Source organism: Polyangium jinanense, from assembly GCF_028435365.1.
Map to the genome: position 1 here is coordinate 470,544 of NZ_JAGTJJ010000002.1, position 19,909 is coordinate 490,452.

Genomic DNA, 19,909 nt, shown 5'->3' on the forward strand with positions numbered 1-19,909 from the left:
AACGAGCTCTGCAACGAGCCTGGGGAAGGACCGTCTTACGGGGTCGCCCGCGTGATCGCGTGGGCTTCGATCCAACGGTTCCTGATACCCTCTGCCTTCGCATGGAAGGAGACCCCATGGCTAACTTCGGCAAGCTCGTACTTTCGGTCCTCGCATTCCCTGCCTTGCTCCTTGCCTCCTCGCAGGCGCTCGCCATCGACACCCCTCCCGAGTGCGGGAAATTCGATTTCAACAAGAACGGCCTCGGCTGCGAAATCCGCGTGGAGGGCGGCTGCGAAGCCGACTGCACGTCGCTCCGGTTCACCGCCGGCTGCGAGGGCGGATGCACCGCGTCGGCGTCGACGTCGTGCACCGATAATTGCGGCGTGAGCTGCATCGCGGAGTGCGATCCGTCGAAGCTCGATTGCATTCAGGGCTGTCACGACGAATGCGAGCAGCCGTTCATCGCGGATTGCCAGGCGAAGCACTCCGATCGTGATTGCGTGACCGACGCGAAGGCGAGCTGCACCAGCCGTTGCCGCAGCCAGTGCCAGGTCCAGCCGAGCAACTGCATCGAGCACTGCGACACGTGCTGCACGGGCGCGTGCACGGCGAACATCAACATGGATTGCGACCTCGCCTGTTACGCGAAGCTCGAAGGCGGCTGCAGGGTGCAGTGCCAGGAGCCCACGGGCGCGCTCTTCTGCAACGACCAGTACGTGTTCGCCACCGACGTGAAGTCGTGCATCAACGCCCTCATCGAGCAGGGCCTCCAGGTCGACGTCTCGGCCCAGGCGCAGGGCGAGTGCACGATCACGCTTGGCGGCGCGGATTGCTCGGGCTCGGGCGAGGCGAGCGGCCTCGGCTGCTCGGCGTCGCCGGGACAAACCGAGTCGCCGTTCGCCATGACGGGCATCGCGCTCGGCCTCGCGGCCATGGGCATCTCGGCCGCGCGGCGTCGCAATCGCAAGAACGGCTGATTCACGCGTTCGATCGAAACGTGGCGAGAGGCGCTCGCGGGCCATCCGCGGGCGCCTTCGTGTTTCAGGGGCTCCAGATCGGGAACTCGAACACGCCCCACGTGAAGAGCGCGTGCGCGAAGAGCGCCGGCGGCAAGCGATCCATCCGCATCGCGAGCCGGCCCCACACAAGCGAATAAGCGACGCCCGCCGCGACGAGCAGCGGGTTCGGGCCCACGCGCGCATCGCCGAGCAGGAACATCGTCGGCAGGTGCGCCACGCCAAACAGCGCCGCCTGCAAAAGCCACGCGCGCAGCCACCCGAACGACGCGAGCAAGGCGCGCTGCACGAGACCCCGCCAGACGAGCTCCTCGAGGGCCGCCACCACGAAGACCGCCCCGCCGAGCAGGTGCCGCCCCTCCGCGGCCGGATCACCAAGCGTCGCGTAGACGTGCATGATCCACGCGGCCCGCGGCGACGGCGGCGAGGTCACGAGCAGGTGCACGCCCGTCGCCACGCCGTAAAGCACCGCCGCCACGATCGCGCCGACGGTCAGATCCCCGCCGCGCGGCCGGAGCTGCTCGTCGAGCTCGCCCCGCGCGCGCAGGCGCCACACCGTGAACGCCGCGAGCGCCGTGTACACGATCACGAGCGAGCCGATCATCCACGGCGTGCCCGCGTGCTCGTCCGAGAAGGCAAACCCCACGGCGAGCGCGGTCGCCGCGGTCACGCCGCCCGCGATGAAGAGCGCCTCCCGCTTCGACGTGGGCTCCTCGGCGACCTCCTCGCCTTCGTCGACCTCGTCCGGAACGTCGTCGTCCGAAGCCTCGCTCACCGGCACCTCTGCGCCACGCGATCGAGGATCCGATCGGCGAGATCCCGCTTCGACATCACCCCGAGCGCCTCCGCGTCGTTCGCCGTCACGATCGTCGCCCGGTTGTCCTCGCGGCCGAACGAATCCTGCGCGTGGTTCGCGACCACCATGTCCACGCGCTTCGCCTGCAGTTTGCCTCGCGCGTACGCCACGATCCCCGCGTCGTCGGCCGTCTCCACGGCGAACCCCACGAGCACGGGCCGCGTCCCCGTCCGCGCCGCGCCCACCTCCGCGAGCAGATCCGGGTTCGGGATGAGCTTGATCTCGAGCGCCTCCGCCGATCGCTTCCGCTTCGTCGCGCTTTGCTCGGCGGGCCGATAATCGGCCACCGCGGCCGACATGATCAGCGCGTCGGCGCGCCCGAGATCCGGGCCCATCGCCTCCCAGAGCGCCTCCTTCATCGCGAGCGCGCCCCGCACGTCGACCCGCGTCACGCCCCGCGGTGTTGCGAGCGCGACCGGCCCCGCGACGAGCGTCACCGACGCGCCTCGCGACGCCGCGCGCTCTGCGACCGCAAAACCCATCTTCCCCGTCGATCGGTTGCCGAGGAACCGCACCGGATCGAGATCCTCCACCGTCGGCCCCGCCGTCACCACGATCCGGATCCCCGCGAGATCCCGCGTTTCCACCGCCGCGAGCGCCGCGTGCGCGATCTCCGCGGGATCGGCCATCCGCCCCATGCCTCGTTCGCCCGAGGCCACCTCGCCCTCCACCGGACCGATGAGCGACACGCGCCCGTCTGCCGCGAGCGTCGCCACGTTCCGTTGTGTCGCCGGATGCCCCCACATGCGCGGATGCATCGCGGGCGCCGCGAGCACGGGCCCTCGCGCGCACAGCACGAGCGCCGTCAGCAGATCATCGGCGCGGCCTGCGGCGATCCGCGCGAGGAGGTCCGCCGTCGCCGGCACGATCAGCACGAGGTCCGCGGTGCGCCCGAGCTCGACGTGTTTTTCCCCGGGGTAGCCCGGATCGAACATCTCCTCGTGCACCGGCTCGCCCGTGATGCCGGCGAGCGTTTGAGCTCCCACGAACTCGCGCGCCGATCGGGTCAGCAGCGGGATCACGCGCGCTCCTGCTTTTTTCAGCAGCCGCGCGACCTCCACGGCCTTGTAGGCGGCGATGCTCCCGCTCACGGCGAGCACGATCGTGGGGGGGACGGACGAGGGAAGAGCGGCGAGCACGGGGCCGGAAAGGTTGCACGAAATGGGGCGAGCGTACATGCCCCCCGCCGCGGTAGGCTCCGGCCGTGTCCGACGCGCCCGAAACGACTTCGACATCCGCCGATCCACACGCCGCCCAGCAGGCGCGCAGGGACACGCTCGCGGCCGAAGCGGACGATCTCGCCCGCCGATCCGCGCGCCTCTCGGGTCTCCGCGGCCTTTTGTTTCTCGTGGCCCTCGGATCCCTCGGCTACGGGTTTTTCCGTTCGCTCCCGACGCTCGGCTGGGTCCTCGTCGCGCTCGGCTGGGCCGTCTTCATCGTCGTCGTCGCCGTGCACGGCGCGCTCGTCACGCGCGAGGCCGAGGTGCAGACGAGGCTCGGGATCGTGGACCGTTCGCTCGCTCGCCTCGCCGGCAAGTTGCCCGAGGCGCTCCCGAACGGGCCTGCGGCCGAGCCGGGCCATCCGTATGCGATCGACCTCGACGTCTTCGGATCCGCCTCGATCTTCCGCCTCCTCGACGAGACCCGCACCGCGCCGGGCACCACGACGCTCGCGCGCTGGATCGGCGAGCGCGCCTCGCCCACCGAGATCGCGGCGCGACAGGAAGCCGTGCGCGAGCTCGCGGGCCTGTCTGCGTTCCGTGAAGACCTCGCCACGCTCGGCGCCTCCGCGGGCACGCGCGGCCGCCCGACCGAACCGCTCGTCGCGTGGGCCGAGGCCGAGCCCGTGCTGCGCGAGGGTTGGCCTCGTACGCTCGTGCGCGCGGCGTTCGTCCTCGTGCCCCTCACGGTGGGCTTCTTTGCGCTCTCGCAAGGCCTCGGCAGCGCGCTGCCGCCGCTCCTCCGCCGGGCGTACCTCGTGCCGTTCGTCTTGCAGGTCGTCGTCCTCTTCGTCCTCAGCGCGAAGATCCAGCCCGTGCTCGCGCAAGCCTCGTCGAAGGAGGCTCCGTTCGGCCGCTACCGCGACCTCTTCGCGCGCATCGAGGCCGAACCGCTGCGCGCGCCGCGCCTCGTCTCGCTCCGCTCCGCCTTGCTCGGCGGTGACGACGGCGCCTCGGCTTGCCGCGAGCTCGCCACGTTCGAGCGTGTCCTCGGCTTCGTCGAGCTCCGGCACTCGGGGCTCGCGCATATGCTCCTGAACCTCTTCTTGCTCTGGGACGTCTTCTGCATCGCCGCGCTCGAGCGCTTCCGCCTGCGCGCGGGGCGCCACGTGCGTGGTTGGTTCACCTCGCTCGGCGAGATCGAGGCGCTCGCGAGCCTCGGCGCGTTCGCGTACGAGCATCCGACGTTCACGTTCCCCGTCGTCGAGGAGGGCCCGCCGTGCTTCGTGGCCGAGCGGCTCGGGCATCCGCTCATCCCGGAGCGCGCGCGGCGCGACAACGACCTCGCGATCGACGGCCCGGGCCGCGGGATGCTCGTCACTGGCTCCAACATGAGCGGCAAGAGCACGTGGCTCCGCTCGATGGGCCTCGCGGCCGTGCTCGCGCAGGCGGGGGCGCCCGTGTGCGCGCGATCCCTCCGCATGACGCCGCTCTCGGTGCGCACGAGCATGCGGATCAGCGACTCGCTCGAGCAGGGCGTCTCCCATTTTTATGCCGAGCTCGAGAAGCTCAAGTCCGTCGTCGACGCGGCGGATCACGGCGAGCCCGTCTTTTTCCTCCTCGACGAGGTCCTGCACGGAACGAACTCGCGCGAGCGTCACATCGGCGCGCGCGCCGTCGTCGTCCACCTCCTCGACAAGGGCGCGATCGGCGCCGTCACCTCGCACGACCTCGCGCTCGCGGACCTCGCGGAGCAGACGAGCGGCCGGGTCGAGAACGTGCATTTCGAGGAGCACGTCGAGGAGGGGAAGATGACGTTCGATTACGTGCTCCGGTCCGGCGTCGTCTCGACCACGAACGCGCTCAGGCTCATGCGGCTCGTGGGGATCAACGTCGCGCTCCCCGAGGCGTGACGACATTCGCCGCGGAGTTGATCCGAGGGGCCCGGATTCCGTAGAATACGCTTCCGCCTTTCCTCGCTCGGTCTCTGGGGCCGCGCCCCGAGGAGCTTCTCCATGCTCAGCCGAAGACGAACCTACCTGCGCCTCGCCGCCGTGGGGCTCGTCTCGCTCTTCGCCTCCGCGCTCCCCTCGGCCTGCGCGCTCGACGTGTACGGCACGTACGACCCCGACGCGCCGTGCACCGTCGGCGTGTCCGCGCCTTGTTACACGGGCCCGCTCGGCACGGCCGGCGTCGGGGCTTGCAAGCCGGGCACGCACGTTTGTCGTATCGATCGCACGTTCGGCGCGTGCCTCGGCGAGGTCGTCCCCCAAAAGGAGGACTGCTTCATGCCTGACGACGAGGATTGCGACGGCAAAGCTCGCGACGACGAGGAGTGCCTCTGCGCGCCCGGCGACACGTTGCCTTGCGAGACCGGGCAGCTCGGCGCGTGTGCGGAAGGCGCCCGCACGTGCACGCCCGACGGCTTCTCCTTCGGGCCCTGTCTTCCGTTCGTCTCGCCGGACCCCGAGGATTGTGCGACCGAGGCCGACGAGGATTGCGACGGCGCCACGCCCGGATGCACGGGAACCGTCGATTTTCTCGTCTCCCGCGGCGGCGCGAACGCGGACGTCGCATTCGCGGTCGCGACGAACGGAATCGTCCATGCGACGGCCGGCGTGATCGACGGCGACGTGACGTTCCGGACCGTGAACACCGGAACGTTTTACGTGGATCGGCGCGTCGCGAACCTCGACACGACGTGGAGCCTGGAAGTCCCTGCCATGGGCGGCCGTGCGGCGGCGCGTGGTGTCGCGGTCGCGGCCACGTCCGGGGACGTCATCGCGGCGGGTGAGTTCCAGGGCGCGATGGATTTCGGCAATGGCAAGACGATCACGAGCGCAGGCAATGGCGTCGATCCCTTCGTCGTCGCGGTGAGCGCGTCGGGCAACGTGCGCTGGGCGCGCGCGTTCGGGGACGAGCAAGTCCAGTTCGCGAATGCCGTCGCGGCCGGGCCGGACGGCTGGATTGCCGTCGCGGGCGAGGCCTCGGGCATGGTCAGCTTCGGCGGGAGCGCGCTCACGGCGAGTGGCGCCGACGCATTCGTGGCCATCCTCGACTCCGAGGGCAAACACATCTGGAGCCGCATCTACGGCGACGCCTCCCCGCAGGCGGCCTACAGCGTTGCGTTCACGGCCGCCGGCGACATCGTCGTGGCGGGTGAATTCGACGGATCGCTCGATCTCGGCAGCGGCGTCCTTTCCTCCGCGGGCGGCGGCGACGCCTTCGTGGCGCGGCTCTCGGGCGTGGATACGAATGCAAGGTGGAGCGTCAAGCTCGGCGATGACGCGTTCCTGCAGCGCGCCTATGCGGTCGCGGTTGGCCCCTCGGACGAGATTGCGGTGACCGGGACCTTCGCCGGATCGATCACGATCTCCGGCACGACCCTCACCAGCGCGACGTCGGTGGACGCATTCCTCCTCGTCTTCGAGCCCGAAGGCGCGCTCCGTTTCGCGAAAAAGCTCGGCGACGCGACCGGCGGCGATCAGATCGGCGCGGGCGTCGCGTTCGACGCGGCCGGCAACGTCGTCGTGACCGGCAGCTTCGATGGATCCATCGATTTCGGCGCTGGCGCGATCCCCTCCGCGGGGACGGCCGACGTGTTCGTTGCGAAATACGCTTCGGCCGACGGCGCGCTCCTCTGGGCGAGGACGGCAGGTGACGCCGAGGCGCAGCGCGGCTTTGGCATCGCGGCCCTCCCGGATTCGAGGATGCTCCTCTCGGGCGGATTTGCTGGCACGATCGATTTCAACGCCCCGGCCGCGCCGCTCGTGAGCCAGGGCCTGCTCGACGTGTTCGTGGCGCGCCTCGAGCCCTGAGCTTTTTCGACGCGGCGGATTTGCGGGCAATCGCGCCGCGATTTCGCGTATCCTCTCTCCGCCCATGACCTCGCTCGCCCTCGGCAGCAGCATCCGCCGTGTCGTCGTGCACGCGCGCGGCGCTCTCGTCACCCGGGCCGTCACGCTCCCGGCCGCGCTTTCGAGCGAGCCGTGCGAGCTCGTCGTCCCCGGTATCACCCCGCTCTCCGAGCCGTCGAGCTTCCGCGCGCTTGCCAAGGGCGACCGCGAGGTCGTCTCCGTCGGCGCGCGGTTCGTCGTCCCCGAAGGGCCGGCCAAAGTCGGCTCGGCGCGCGAACGCCTGCGCGTCCTCGAAGCCGAGCGCGACGCGCTGACCGACGCGCGCACGCACCTCACGGGCCGCCGCAACCTGCTCGCCGGTTTGTCTTTCGATCTCGGCATGGATCGACGCCTCCGGCAGGGAAATCCCCGGGCGCGGATCGAGGACGCCCTCGCGACCTCGCGCCTCGCCCAGGAAGAGCTCGCCGTGATCGATACACGCCTCGCGGAGCTCGATGCCTCGATCGAGCGCGTCCAGCGCGGAATCGACGCTGCGCGTCTCGCCGAAGCGCAGGCGAGTACCGACGAGCGCACGGGTGCGTCCCGACCGACCCTCGCTTGCCACGTGCGCCTCGGCGCGGGGCAGGGCGTGATCGAGGCGCTCGAAATCGAGTATGTCGTGCTCGCGGCGCGCTGGTGGCCGACGTACAAGGCTTGGCTCACGAAGAACGCGACGCGCGTGCGGCTCGAGCTCGACGCGCTCGTCGCGCAGGACTCGGGCGAGGACTGGAAGGACGTCGAGCTTGCCCTCTCGACCGCCGACCTCGTCCACGACGCGCGTTTGCCCGAGCTTCAATCGCTCCGGTTTGGCCGGGCGCAGCCCCCGGCGAAGCGTGGCTATCGCCCGCCGCCGCCCGGGCTCGACGCGATGTTCGAATCCTACGACGCGGCCATGGCGAAGATGCCGCGCGCCGCGCGCACCGACATTCCTCCACCGCCGCCTGCCGCGCGGCCCGCGGCGCCCCCGCCGCCGCCCAAGCCGGCGGCCACCGTGGCACCACAATCGCTCGGCGCGCCGCCCCCGGCGCCGGGGTTCGGCCCGTCGATGGATATGCCGGCGCCCGCCGCCATGCCGATGCCCGCTCGCTCTGCGCCTGCGCCCGCCAAAAAGGCGGCGAGGAAGGAGGAGGAATCGGTCCTGTACTCGCTCAAGTCGCTCGTCGGCCCCAGCGGCGGCGGCGGTCCCGAAGGCCTCCTCGACGAACTGAATGCCGGCGCCTCCAACGAACCCGCGCCGCTGCCGCCTCTCGAACCCGACGATAGCTGGCTCGAATTCGACGCCCTCGTCCTCGCCCCCGCCGACGACAAACAGCGCCGTGGCCGCCTCGGCCGCGTCCCCGACGACGCCTCCCGCCGCGAAGCGAACTCCGCCCGCGAGCGCATCGACGTCCTCCCGAACCCCGCACGCACGCAGGATCCGCTCGTCTCGCGCGGCCGCTTCGACCACCGCTACGACGCCGAAGGCCGCGGCGACGTCCCCTCGAACGGCCGCCCGCACCGCGTGCACATCAAGGTCGGTGAGGGCCCCGCGAGCCCGCGTTTCCGCGCCGTCCCGCGCGAATCGACCGAGGTCTATCGCGAGGCCCGCATCGAAAATCCCCTCGGCGCGCCGCTCTGCGCCGGCCCCGTCGATGTTTTCCTCGAAGGCGCGCTCGTCACCACCGCGGAGATCGCGGCCGTCGATCGCGGCGGCTACGTGCAGGTTGGCCTCGGCGTCGAGGATCGCGTGCGCATCGCGCGAAACGCTCGCGTCGAGGAAAGCTCGGCCGGCTTGCTCGGCGGATCCACCGTCGTCGACCACCACGTCACCGTGGACCTCACCTCGTCGCTCGGCGTGCCGATCCAGATCGAGATCCTCGAACGGATCCCGGTCACCGACGACAAGGACGTCACCGTGAAGCTCACGTCCGCCGAGCCCGAGCCCGAGGTCTACGATCAAGCGGACATCGGCGCGCCCGTGCGTGGCGGCCGCCGCTTCCGCGTCGAGGTGCCCGCGAGCGGCAAGTCGAAGATCACCTACGCCTATCGCATCAAGCTGCCTGCCAAGAGCGAGATCGTCGGAGGAAACCGCCGTGAGTGAGCCCGTGGTGGAGCAGGTTCGTTCGGAAAAGCCCTCGCAGGATCGCGCGCATGCGAGCCGAGCCGCGCGGGTCACGCTCTTCGAGGACCGCGCCGAGGTCGTGCGTCGCGCCTCCTTCCGCGCCGAAAAAGGCGCGCGCTGGGAGGCCATCGCCGGCGTCTCGCTCCTCGTCGACGACGGCACGGTGCAAGCCAAGGTCACGAAAGGCGAGGCGCGCGTGCTCGCGGCCCGCGTGCTCCGGCGCGCGCACGAGGAGCGCGTGCTCGGGCGCGAGGAGATCGAGGCGCTCGAACGCGAGGCGCGCGCCGCGCGGGATCGCGTGGCCGCCGCCGACCGGGCGATCGAGCGCTTGCAGCGCGGTTTGCAGCACCATTACGAGCTCGCCACGCAATGGGTGAAGAGCGCCTCGCTCGGCCCGCGCAAGGCATCGGATCCGGACGTCGCGGGCTCGTATCGCGATGGATGGCGCGCGATCGACGCAGCCGCGAAGACTTCGCTCGACGAGGTCGCCCGCGTCCGCGAAGCGCGCGCGCAAGCCGATCTCGATCGTCGCCGCGCCGAAGCGCGCCTCGCCGAGGGACGCGCGGAAAAACCTCGGTACGACGCGGTGATCGAGGTCGAAATCGACGCGCCCGAGGCGAGCGACGTCGAGGTCGAGATCACCTACCGCCTCCCCTGCGCGCTCTGGCGTCCCGAGCACCTCGCGCGCCTCATCTCGGACGGTCCCGAGGCCACCGCGGGCACGGTCGAGATCGTCACGTACGCGACCGCGTGGCAACGCACGGGCGAATCGTGGGACGACGTCGATCTGCGTTTCTCCACGGCGAGGCCCACACGCGCCGCCTCGCCGCCGCTGCTCGCGGACGACGTGCTCGGCACCCGCAAGAAGACCGAGGAGGAACGTCGCAACATCGTCGTCGCCGCGCGCGAGCAATCGATCCAGCTCGCGGGCCTCGAGCGCGGCGACCGCGCGGCCTCCGAGATGCCCGGCGTCGACGACGGCGGCGAGCCGATCACCTACGCCGGCAAAGAGCGCGCCTCGCTGCCCTCGAACGGACGCCCGTGCCGCGTGGAGATCGGCCGCGTGACCGTGAAGGCCGAGCTCGCCCGCGTCGTCGTCGCCGTGCGTTCCCCCGCGGCGCACCTCCGCGCCACGGCCACGCTCGAAGGCGCGGGGCCGCTGCTCGCGGGCCCGGTGCGCCTCGCGCGTGGGGCGAGCCTCGTCGGTCGCGCGCGCCTCGATTTCGTGGGCAAGGGCGAGCCCTTCGAGCTCGGCTTCGGCCCCGACGACGCGATTCGCGTGCGCAGGAGCGAAGACGAAAAGCGCGACACGCAAGCGATCACCGGCGCGCAACGCCTCGAACGCAAGGTCACGCTCTACCTCTCGAACCTCTCGAACAAGGCGCGCAAGGTCGTCGTCACCGAGCGGATTCCGGTCAGCGAGATCGAGGACGTCGAGATCCACCTCGCCGAGGCAGGGGGTTTTTCCCTCGACAAGGACGGCTTTTTGCGCGCCACGGTCGAGGTCGGCGCGCACGCGACGCGCACGCTCGTGTACACGTTCGAGGTGCGCGCCGGCGCGCGCGTCATGCTGCCCGCGTTCTGACGTCGCGCTCAGCCGAGCACGAAATCGATCTCGAAGAAGTCGTAATGCGCGGCGCGCATCCCCATCGCCGCGTACGTCGCCTGCGCGTGGTGGTTCTCCTTGTCCACGTAGAGCCGCACGCCGCAGACGTTCTTGTCGGCCCGCGCCTTCGCGAGCACGTGATCGTAGAGCGCGCGGTAGACGCCCGTGCGCCGCGCGCCTTCGGCGACGTAGACCGACTGGATCCACCAGAACGTCCCGTTCCGCCAGTCGCTCCACTCGAACGTCACGAGCAGCTGCCCCACGGCCTGGCCCTCGCGCTCGGCCACCAGGTAAAACCCCTTTGCCGGGTCCTCGATCACCGCGCGCGTGCCCCGGAGCGTCGTCTCCGGATCGAGGGTTTTTCCTTCGGTCTCGAGCGCCATCGCGCGGTGATTTTGCGCGAGCGTCTCCACGTCCCCCGCGTGCGCGAGGCGAATCGATACGGGCTCCATCGGCTCTTGTCTCACTTGCCCGGCGGCGCGATCGACGGCTTCGGCCGTTCGTCGGGGTAGAACGTGCGGGGGATCGGCTCGTGCTCCACGAGGTAGCCGAACTCCTTCTGAAAATCCTCGATCGAGATGTCGAGCACGTTCGCGAACCGCGCGAGCTGGCTCGAATCGTCGAAGTCATCCTTGCGCAGCCGCAGCATGTACCTTCGCGCGATCATGTACCGGTCGCTCGCGATGTCCACCATCCGCACCCGCATGCGGCCCGTCTTCGGATCCATGATCGTGTCGAACGGCACGGCCTGGAACGAGCCCTGCACCATTGCCACGAGCGCGCCCGTGCCGCCCTCCGCGAGGTACTTCGCCGCGCAATACCCGAGGTCCCGCGCGTATTCCATGTCGTACGGGATCGGATCGGCGCAGCGCAGCTCGTAGCCGATGTTCTTCGGGATGATCGTCGCTTTGACCCCGAACTGTTTCAGCCGCTTCTGCACCTCGGCCTTGAGGATGTCGGCGAACGCGATCTCCGCGATCCGCACGTGCCCGTGCGCGTCGCGCTCCACGCCCGCGAGCCCTTCGAGGTCGTGCTCCTCCATGCGCTCGACGAGCCCCTCGGCGATCATGGCCACGCCGTCGGCGCGCCCCGTCGCGAGGCGTTTTACGATGGCCGCCGCGAGCAGGTCGACCACGGTCCGAAGCGGCACGTGCCCCTCCGGAAACTCCTCGGGCAGCAGCGTGAGCGTCGCGCCCGCGGCCTTGCCGATGCCGAGCGCGAGGTGGCCGGCCTTGCGGCCCATCGCGACCACGAAGTACCAGCGGTGCGTGGTCTTCGCGTCGACCATCAGGTTCTCGACGAGCTCGACGCCGATGTGCCGCGCCGTCTGGAAGCCGAACGTATCGGCCTGTCCCGGCAGATCGAGGTCGTTGTCGATCGTCTTCGGCACGTGCACCACGCGCAGGCGCCCCTTCGACTGGAGCGCGACCTGCGACGCGGAGAACGCCGTGTCGTCGCCGCCGATCGTGATGAGCTTGTCCACCTCGAGCCGGAGCAGCGAGAGCACCGTCTCTTCGAGCAGGTCCTTTGACTTCGTGGGGTTCGCGCGCGAGATCCCGAGGTATGAGCCGCCGCGGAAATGGATGCGGCTCACGTCGTCGATGGACAGCGGCCGGGCGTGCTCGAGGTCGCCCTTCATGATCCACTGGAATCCGTCCTGGATCCCGACCACGTCGTAGCCGGAGAGGACCGCGCGGATCGTGGCCGCGCCGATGACGGCGTTGATGCCCGGCGCGGGCCCGCCGCCGACGAGGATTCCCACCTTTTTCGGACCGTGGCTCATGACTTCGGCCCCTAGCATCCCCTTCGGGCTGGCGCTAACCTGGTTTGGTGACGAGGCGCTTTCGCTCGCTTGTTCTGCTGCTCGCGCTCGCCGCGTCGCCCTTCACGTCATTTGGGCTCCTCGGCTGCGCGTCGCAAGAGCAGGCCCCCGAAGCAGCCACGCCCCCGCCGCCTCGGCCGAAGAACGCCGCCGAGATCGCGCGGTCGATCGTGAACGCGCGCGTCGGCATGATGGTCTGGCCCGAGCGGCTGAAAGGCCATCCGCTCGAGTTCCGCCTGCGCGCGATGAACCCGCTCCGGAGCATGCTCGAAGGCACGGGCATCGACGTGACCGGCGACGTCGTCGCGGCCTACATCGCTTCGACCGGCGTCACGCGTGACGACCTCGCGGTCGCGATCGTGCAGCACAAGCTCGACGAGCAGCGCGCGCGCCAGGGCCTCCACACGATGATCGCCCGCAGCGAGCCGCGCGGCGAGTGGATCACGACGGCGAGCGTGCCCTCGGCGCGTGTCACGGTGCGTGGACAAACCCGCGTCGTCGCCCTCGTGGAGGATGGTTTTCTCGCGGTCTTGCCGGAGTCGCTCGCCCCGCAGGCGGCGCGTTTCGAGGGCACGGGCGGTTTCCCGGATCCCGAGGGACCCGAGGCCGTCGTCGCGACCGCCGACGATCCTTCGCGCAGCCTCGCGAGCTCGCAGGCGCCGCGCGTGCCGTCCACGATTCGTCATGCCGTCGCGCGCTTGCGCCTCGCCGCCGACGGCGGTGTCGACGTATCGAGCACGGGCGAGAGCACCGACCCGGTGCAGGCGAGCGCGGATGCGGCGGCGCTGACGGCCTCGATTGACCGGGCGACCTCGTTGAACCTCGGCATTGTAAAAGTTCGCCTCTTCGCGCCCGTCGTGTTCCGCGCCGAGGGCGCGCAGGTGAAGAGCGACCTGCACCTCACGCAGTCCGAGATTGATCGGCTCCTCACGCTCGCCGATACGTTGATGCCACGGTAGTCACGGCGCGCCGGGAATGGGCGCCTCGATGCGCCGCTGCGGAGCCGGGCTTCTTGTCGAGCTCGGTCGAGGTCCGGGGACACGGCCGTCCCTCACGGGAAGGGGCTCGACCGCGCTGGAGACGGCTTGCGGGGGCGCTCGAGGAGGCTGAAGCGGCGTTGCAACGCGTTGCGGGGGCGGTTCGGGCGCCCGAAGTGGGGTTGCAACGTCGACGGGTGGGATGGGGGCGCGGGAAACGGCGGGGCGAGCGGTTGCGTCGCCGCTCGCGGCGCCTGAGGTGCGTGGTGCAAGCCTTTGCCCCGCCGCGGAGGACGCTCGAACCTGCCTGCCAACGCGAGACGGAGCGGTTCATGCGAAAGAAGCGAGGGGGCGACACGTCGACGTTCGGGTTTCGGCCCGCGAAGGGGCTTGCGGAACTCTCCCGGTGCTGAATCGCGGGTGGAGGCGGGGGCCGCACTTCGTTGCGAATGCGGTTGAAACCTTCGGAACGGCATGTCGAGGCGTTGCGAGACGACTTCGGGCATGTTGGCGCGTGAAACAGCGGGAAAACGCTGGGACAACGGTTGATGGGGGCGTCGGCGCCTCCGTAGCCTGCCCACCTGCGTCGCGGGTTACGCACGGGGACGGGGAGGGGGCGCATGAGAAGCTGGCGACTGGCGGGGTGATCTCGGTCGCTACGTGCATGGCTGTGTCCATGGTGCCGATGGGATGCGGGGCGAGCGACGAGTACGCCGTCGCGCCCAGGCAGGGCAGCGGGCTCGCGCTCCCTCCGATGAGGTCCAGGCGCTTCAAGCGTGCGTCAAAGACGGGGGCCAGCGGCTTCGGCACAATGCGTACGAGTCGAGTTCGCGGTCGAGTTGACGGGCGACCGCGTCACGGCGGTGAAGCCCAAGGGCCCGCCGCTCGACGACGCCGGCGTCCAACACTGCATGACGGAAGCGCTGCGGAGGATGGCGGACGCGGGGTTCTCGCCGGACAGCGACGCGACCCTGTTGACGTCGCGCGGCTACCTCTTTACCGAGGTCATTGCGCCGATTCAAAGCGAGCATCTCGAACTCGCGCCGCCGGATTTCAAGCCGATGCAGGTCGTCGAGCGACCGCGGCTGAAGCTCACGAAGGAGGACCGTGACGAACTGAGCGCGTCGCTGAACCGACTCTACGAGCGGATCGAGGCGATGGCAGGCTTCATGCGCGAGAACTGCGACGCGGTGGAAGCTGCGACGTATCGTGGCAGGATCCATGAAGTGCTCGTTCACGTCTCCGAGGCAATGGCGTGTGTACTGGCTGCACACGTCGAAGGCGAGCCCGTCTACGACGACACGGAGGTGCACCGCCGCCTGGTGGAAGCGGCGAACCGCGGGCGAGCGAGGTACCCGACCTGGAAAGCGATCGACGGCAAGTGACCCCCCGCCGCCCCGTTCGTCCCGGAACCAAAAGTTTGTCCACGGGCTTGACAGCCACGTTTGTCTCCGGTAAGGATTGTCCTCGGAGGCTAACGTTGGGCGTGCGCTCTTGACCCGAGTAGCACCAAGACGTTCGCGTTGGCCTCCCCCTTTTTCTGCGCGGGTTGCGGTATCTTCTCCCTGTCATGCCGCGCGCCCGAGCCCTCGCCCCGCTCCTCTGCCTATCCCTCCTCCTACTCGCGCCTGTGAGCGCGGGCGAGGAGCCGAACCGCGTAGCGTTCCGGTTCGAATACACCCCGCCCCGCACGATCCGCGGCTGCATGGGCCGCGAAGACTTCATCATGTGGCTCGCGTCGGGGTTCGGTTATCCGGTTGTCAGGGACGATGCGCGCGCCCTCGTGCGCGTCGAGCTCACGCGCAAAGGTCGCGAGATCGAGGCGCACGTATCTGCCTCGGACGAGGACGGGGTCGAGCGGTGGCAGGCTGTCATCCCGACGCCACTCGATTGCCGCGAGCTCGTGCAGGATGCGGCCTACGCGATCGCGTTGAATCTCGGGCGGTGGGAGCTTCGGAGGCAGCCCGTTCCCGCGTGGCTCTTGCTGCGACCGCAGATCGAGGTGGGCTCGCCGGCCCCGTCCCCCCCGCTACGAACCTTCTTCGCCTACGACGATGACGGCCCGCTTCGCCAGCGTACGCCGGATCCGTTTTACCAGGTGACGACGGTACCGGCCCCTCCGACAAACCCAGGTGAGAGTCAAGGGCCAAAGTGGGAGCTCGGCGCAGCGGGGCTGTTCGCGCCGTATGGTTTGCCCCGCTTCTCGCTCGGCGGTGAGGTCCGCGTCCTCGCTTCCCTCGCGCAGGAGAACATCGGTTTGTGACGTTTGCATAGCTCCTCATTCGTTCGATGAATCGGTGGCAGCGGACAGCCGCGCTCTGGCCCTAGCTGCTGCAATATCCCCCAGGTGTCCTCATCTACTTCGAGCTCTGGATATTCTTCCAGCACGGGGTTCACGAGATGATCGAGTATCGCCGTCATGCTCCTTGCGACTGCCAATCGTAGGTCCTTGCTGTTGGCCTCCGACAATAGGGGAGCAATCTCGATCACCACCGAATTGAGAGCATCCATTGCCTCGATGCTGGCATCGCGCACGACTCGTGCAGCTTCCACCGTGCCTAATTTCATAGCCCTACTCCTAAAATGAACACCCTTCTGCCTCCATGCACTCTCGCATGCATCGCCTAAACCGACCACCACCTGGGGCCGGCAAACCTGGCGACCCCGAGCAGTAGCGATACACCTCTCCTTTACCTCGCGGCACCGCTCATCATCGTCATCTTTCTTTGGCCTCGCCGCCGCATCCGCGGCAACCTTCACAGTGACAGCCACGACGATTGTCGTCGCGAAAGCTTCGATGATGATCTCGGTGAGCGCAATCGTAACAATGGTGAGGGTGACGATCTCCCCGATCTGCCCCCGTTCCGGCCTCGTCTCCCCATTCGCCGGCGTGGACGACTCGGACTGGCGCAGCTTGCGCTGCTCGAGAAGGTCCTCCGGGAGGCTCATGCGTCGCAGCGCGATCCGCATGCAAATCCCAACCTCGGGCTGGGGCTCGCCCTTCGTCTCCACATCCATCACGTGGCCATCTTTGTCCACCTGCACCGTGGCATCGAGCGTGTAGAAGCCAGCGTTGATCTCGCCGCTGAACCCCTGCACACACTCCTTGAGGCGCCACGCCGTGGCGTCGGGGACGCGCGGCCGGTCACTCGGCACCGGCGTTTGGATAGGAGCAGGAACACCGGGCTCCGGTCAAGGCAGGTGTGGATTGCAAAACCAGCACCTCGTCGAGCTCTCTGTCGAGCGCAGCCTGCTCTCACGGGGTTGCCACCCGACCGCGTGAGCAGCCAGATCGCCGCCGTCGACGCCCTCTACCTCGGCGAAATACGCAAGCGCGGCCTCGTCGCGCCCTCCGTCAAAAGAGAGGACGAGCGCGAGGAGGGCAGGCTCGCCGGCGGCCTCGTCCTCGCCTCGCGCACGCCGACAGCTACGACCCCGAGCGGGGGAAGCTCTCGACCTGGCTCTATCGAATCGCGAAAAACGAGTCCTTTCGACACAAGAAGGGCGTCGTCGAGGAATCCAGCACGTATTGGGGCGACCCCGACGACGCTCTGCAGGTGGTATCGGCAGCGCCCTCGCCCGCAGCGCTCCTCGCCCGAAAGGAGATGCTTCGATTCGTCGACCAGCGCCTGCGAAGCATGGACGAGCGCTTGCGCGACGTGCTCTACGCGCATGTCTTCGACGGGCTCTCGGAAGTGGAGATCGCCGAAGCTCTCGGCATCCCCGAAGGCACCGCGCGCTCACGCCTCTTTCGGGCCTGCACCCAGGCGCGAGAGCTCCTCCGCGGGTACGAGGGCGAGCTGCGCCCCTTCATGGCGGCGATCCTGGCGGGCTCCGAGGCGCGTCCCGCGGGGTGGGAACGCCGCGCAGCGGAGGTGCTCGTCTGTACCGCCGGCCTTGCCGGCGTCGCTTATGGCCTCATGCAGCCGCCCGAGGTCCTTCGGACCGCCCAGTATTCCTCGCGCGCCGTGCAGGTGAACGTGAACGCCGAAGCCGTCGCGCCGGAGCTGTCGCCTGCGCCCGCGTCCGCGTCGCCCTGCTCGTGTGTGGATGCGTTGGACACGAGCCGACCCCGCGCGCTGGTCGCTGAAATCGAGCGCGCGGCTGCGCACGGAGACCAAGAGGCCGCGCGCGCCGCCCTCGTGCGCTACCTCCGGATGTACCCGCGCGACCCCCTGCATGCGCGCGCGCTTTTTGGGCACCTGCTCCAGCCGTAGGACACGCTCGAACAAAAGTGATCGAATCCGGGAGGGTTCGCGGGCCGGCCGGAACTATCAGGGAATGAGGCGACGATACGCGCCGCCCTCCCGCCCGAGCCGAACGCTCTGCTCCTGGCCTCGTGAAACGAAAAGACGCCGTATTCGGACTCGGGCGGGACTTTTCCGACGAATGACCCGCAGAAGAGGGCGATGGAGGCGGCGCACGTCTGGGCAAGCACCTCGCGCCTCCATCGTCCTCTCCTGCCGGCCACACGCCCCGGTCCGGCCCCTTGCTGCTCCCTCCGAACGCCTTCACACGCAGGCTGACGCTCGCGCCGTCCCACTGCTACGCTCGGCCCCCATGAGGCTCGTGAAGATCGGGGTTGCCAGCGTGAACGCGACGGTCGGCGCCGTCCGCTCGAACGTGGATCGGTGCATCCGCCTCGCGACGGCGATGGCCGAGGACGACGTCACGCTCGCGGTGTTCCCGGAGCAGGTCGTCGGCGGGTACGCGGCGGAGGACCTCGTGCAGTGGCAGGCGTTCGTGGACAGCCAGCGGCGCGAGCTCGAGCGCTTCGCCGCGGAGACCGCGCGGCTCCGCACGGTGTTCGCCCTCGGCCTGACCGTCGGCGTCGAGGGCGACCTCTTCAACGTCGGCGCGCTCGTGCACGGCGGCAAGATCCTCGCGTTCGTGCCCAAGGAAAAACTGCCGACGTACAACGTCTTCTACGAGTCGCGCGTCTTCTCCCGCGGCATGCCGCACATGGACCGCGAGGCGCGCGGCGTGTTCTGCGGCGATCGAATCTTCCAGTTCGATTTCGGCATCGTCGCGATCGAGGTCTGCGAGGACATCTGGTCGCCCGATGGCCCCATGCGCAGGCGTGCTTACTCGGACGCGGAGATCGTCTGCAACCTCTCGGCTTCGCCGTTTCGCGCGGGCATCGGGGGCACGCGGCGCGAGATGATCGCCACGCGGGCCGCGGACAACCAGTGCACGATCGCGTATGCGAATCTCGTCGGCGGCAACGACGGGCTCGTCTTCGACGGCGGCGGGTTCGTCAATCAGAACGGCCGGCCGATGCTGGAGGCGACGCGGTTCCGCGAGGGATATGCGGCCACGGTCGTCGACCTCGATCGCACGGTCCGGAGCCGGCGCGAGGCGAGCACCTGGCGGAGCGACCTCGAAACCTTCCGGCGTGAGCAGGAGCCTGTGCCCGCGCAGGTGGTGCACGAGAAGACGGCCGATCGAGCGAAGCTGCGATATCCCGCGCCGCCGCCCGGGACCTCGTTCTTCTTGCCCTCGGCGAGCCTGCCGGCGAAGACGCCGCGCGACGAGCTGCTTGACGATTTTCACGACGCGCTCGCGCTCGGCGTCGCCGATTACTACCGCAAGATCGGCGCGTTCCGCCGCATCGGCCTCGCGCTTTCGGGCGGGCGCGATTCGCTGCTCACCTTGCTCATCGCGCATCGCGCCGCCGAATTGCTCCACCCCGAGCTCGAAGGCGCGGCGCGGCGCGAGGCGGCGGGAAAGATGATCAGTGCGTTCTACATGCCGTCGCGGTATTCGAGCGACGCCACGCAAAACGCGGCCGCGCGGATCTGCGCCGACCTCGGCGTCTCCTTCATGGTCGTGCCGATCGAGGATGCGTTCGTGCGTGAGCTCGAAGCGACGCGCACCTTGCTCGGACCGGGCGGGCCCGAGCCGACCGAGCTCACGAAGCAAAACGTGCAGGCGCGCATTCGTGGCCAGCGCATGTGGAACTGGTCGAACACGAGCGGCGCGCTCTTCCTGCAGACGGGGAACATGAGCGAGAAGGCGCTCGGGTACACGACCGTCGGCGGCGATCTGGAGGGCGCGTTCAGCGTGATCGCGAACCTGCCGAAGACCGTGGTCATCGCGATGCTCGAGCGGCTGGAGAAGCGGTTTGGTTATCCGGGCATTCGCGCGACGCTGGAGACCACGGCGGGCCCTGAGCTCGCGGCGAACCAGTCGGGCGAGGCCGAGCTCATGCCGTTCGAGGTGCTCGACGCTTGCCTTTACCTTTACGGCGCGGAGAAACTCGCGCCGAACGAGGTGGCGCTCGCCTTGACGAGCGTGTTCCCGGATCGGGATCCGGCGATCCTCACGGCGTGGGCGGAGAAGTTCGCGCGCCTGTTCACGCAGTCGATCTTCAAGTGGGTGCAATCGCCGCTGGCGATTCACCTCGGCTCGCTCGACCTCGACCGCGAGCGCGCGCTGCAATTGCCCGTCGTGCAGCGGACGGAGTGGAAGGGCGAGTAGATCGAGCCGCGCC

At 69.3% G+C, this 19,909-nt stretch carries 14 protein-coding genes; 9 read left to right on the forward strand and 5 right to left on the reverse strand.

Annotation, left to right across the window (positions count from 1 at the left end; translation table 11 throughout):
* The first annotated feature begins 116 nt into the window (after positions 1-116).
* Positions 117-959: a hypothetical protein gene (locus tag KEG57_RS06970; RefSeq protein ID WP_272417252.1), complete on the forward strand. Its 843-nt coding sequence runs from the start codon at positions 117-119 to the stop codon at positions 957-959.
* A gap of 64 nt (positions 960-1,023) precedes the next feature.
* Here the strand turns inward: KEG57_RS06970 and KEG57_RS55485 are convergent, their stop codons facing one another.
* Both KEG57_RS55485 and coaBC read right to left on the reverse strand, forming a co-directional pair.
* Positions 1,024-1,773: a CPBP family intramembrane glutamic endopeptidase gene (locus KEG57_RS55485; RefSeq protein ID WP_272458299.1), complete on the reverse strand. Its 750-nt coding sequence runs from the start codon at positions 1,771-1,773 to the stop codon at positions 1,024-1,026.
* Entirely contained in the window at positions 1,770-3,032 is a 1,263-nt protein-coding gene (gene coaBC, locus KEG57_RS06980) for a bifunctional phosphopantothenoylcysteine decarboxylase/phosphopantothenate--cysteine ligase CoaBC (RefSeq protein ID WP_272458300.1), read from the reverse strand. Before coaBC ends, KEG57_RS55485 begins: the two co-directional genes overlap by 4 nt.
* A 26-nt stretch (positions 3,033-3,058) precedes the next feature.
* On the opposite strand from coaBC, the gene KEG57_RS55490 reads away from it, so the two are divergent.
* The 4 genes from KEG57_RS55490 (at position 3,059) to KEG57_RS07000 (ending at position 10,596) form a co-directional block, all read left to right on the forward strand.
* Positions 3,059-4,927 carry a MutS family DNA mismatch repair protein gene (locus KEG57_RS55490; protein ID WP_272458301.1) on the forward strand — a complete coding sequence of 623 codons (1,869 nt, stop codon included), beginning with the start codon at positions 3,059-3,061 and terminating at the stop codon, positions 4,925-4,927.
* 102 nt (positions 4,928-5,029) lie between these two features.
* The gene (locus KEG57_RS06990) at positions 5,030-6,832 is read left to right on the forward strand and encodes an NHL repeat-containing protein (RefSeq protein ID WP_272458302.1); all 1,803 of its coding nucleotides are present in this window, start codon (positions 5,030-5,032) and stop codon (positions 6,830-6,832) included.
* Between the two features lie 64 nt (positions 6,833-6,896).
* The gene (locus KEG57_RS06995) at positions 6,897-8,990 is read left to right on the forward strand and encodes a DUF4139 domain-containing protein (RefSeq protein ID WP_272417257.1); all 2,094 of its coding nucleotides are present in this window, start codon (positions 6,897-6,899) and stop codon (positions 8,988-8,990) included.
* On the forward strand, positions 8,983-10,596 hold the full coding sequence (locus KEG57_RS07000) for a DUF4139 domain-containing protein (protein ID WP_272417258.1): 1,614 nt from the start codon (positions 8,983-8,985) through the stop codon (positions 10,594-10,596). The genes KEG57_RS06995 and KEG57_RS07000 overlap by 8 nt, the downstream gene beginning before the upstream one ends.
* Before the next feature lie 8 nt (positions 10,597-10,604).
* On the opposite strand, the gene KEG57_RS07005 is transcribed toward KEG57_RS07000, so the two are convergent.
* Together KEG57_RS07005 and pfp are read right to left on the reverse strand one after the other, a co-directional pair.
* Complete coding sequence (locus KEG57_RS07005; protein WP_272417259.1) at positions 10,605-11,069, reverse strand: GNAT family N-acetyltransferase; 465 nt, start codon at positions 11,067-11,069, stop codon at positions 10,605-10,607.
* Positions 11,070-11,080: 11 nt separating this feature from the next.
* A complete protein-coding gene (pfp, locus tag KEG57_RS07010) occupies positions 11,081-12,400 on the reverse strand; it encodes a diphosphate--fructose-6-phosphate 1-phosphotransferase (protein ID WP_272417260.1) in 1,320 nt (439 codons plus the stop codon).
* A gap of 47 nt (positions 12,401-12,447) precedes the next feature.
* On the opposite strand from pfp, the gene KEG57_RS07015 reads away from it, so the two are divergent.
* Positions 12,448-13,398, forward strand: a complete 951-nt coding sequence (locus KEG57_RS07015) for a hypothetical protein (RefSeq protein WP_272417261.1) — start codon at positions 12,448-12,450, stop codon at positions 13,396-13,398.
* Between the two features lie 857 nt (positions 13,399-14,255).
* Entirely contained in the window at positions 14,256-14,801 is a 546-nt protein-coding gene (locus KEG57_RS07020) for a hypothetical protein (RefSeq protein WP_272458303.1), read from the forward strand.
* Between the two features lie 754 nt (positions 14,802-15,555).
* Here the strand turns inward: KEG57_RS07020 and KEG57_RS07025 are convergent.
* Positions 15,556-16,572 carry a hypothetical protein gene (locus KEG57_RS07025; RefSeq protein ID WP_272458304.1) on the reverse strand — a complete coding sequence of 339 codons (1,017 nt, stop codon included), beginning with the start codon at positions 16,570-16,572 and terminating at the stop codon, positions 15,556-15,558.
* Between the two features lie 47 nt (positions 16,573-16,619).
* On the opposite strand from KEG57_RS07025, the gene KEG57_RS07030 reads away from it, so the two are divergent.
* Both KEG57_RS07030 and nadE read left to right on the forward strand, forming a co-directional pair.
* Positions 16,620-17,633 carry an RNA polymerase sigma factor gene (locus KEG57_RS07030; RefSeq protein WP_272458305.1) on the forward strand — a complete coding sequence of 338 codons (1,014 nt, stop codon included), beginning with the start codon at positions 16,620-16,622 and terminating at the stop codon, positions 17,631-17,633.
* A 343-nt stretch (positions 17,634-17,976) separates the two neighbouring features.
* Complete coding sequence (gene nadE, locus KEG57_RS07035; RefSeq protein WP_272458306.1) at positions 17,977-19,896, forward strand: NAD(+) synthase; 1,920 nt, start codon at positions 17,977-17,979, stop codon at positions 19,894-19,896.
* Positions 19,897-19,909: the final 13 nt, after the last annotated feature.

Bases quoted from the DNA above. Each gene is read 5' to 3' on its own strand.
- KEG57_RS06970 (WP_272417252.1), top strand. From the start codon at position 117: ATGGCTAACTTCGGCAAGCTCGTACTTTCGGTCCTCGCATTCCCTGCC.
- coaBC (WP_272458300.1), bottom strand. From the start codon at position 3,032: ATGTACGCTCGCCCCATTTCGTGCAACCTTTCCGGCCCCGTGCTCGCC.
- KEG57_RS06990 (WP_272458302.1), top strand. From the start codon at position 5,030: ATGCTCAGCCGAAGACGAACCTACCTGCGCCTCGCCGCCGTGGGGCTC.
- KEG57_RS06995 (WP_272417257.1), top strand. From the start codon at position 6,897: ATGACCTCGCTCGCCCTCGGCAGCAGCATCCGCCGTGTCGTCGTGCAC.
- KEG57_RS07005 (WP_272417259.1), bottom strand. From the start codon at position 11,069: ATGGAGCCCGTATCGATTCGCCTCGCGCACGCGGGGGACGTGGAGACG.
- pfp (WP_272417260.1), bottom strand. From the start codon at position 12,400: ATGAGCCACGGTCCGAAAAAGGTGGGAATCCTCGTCGGCGGCGGGCCC.
- nadE (WP_272458306.1), top strand. From the start codon at position 17,977: ATGAGGCTCGTGAAGATCGGGGTTGCCAGCGTGAACGCGACGGTCGGC.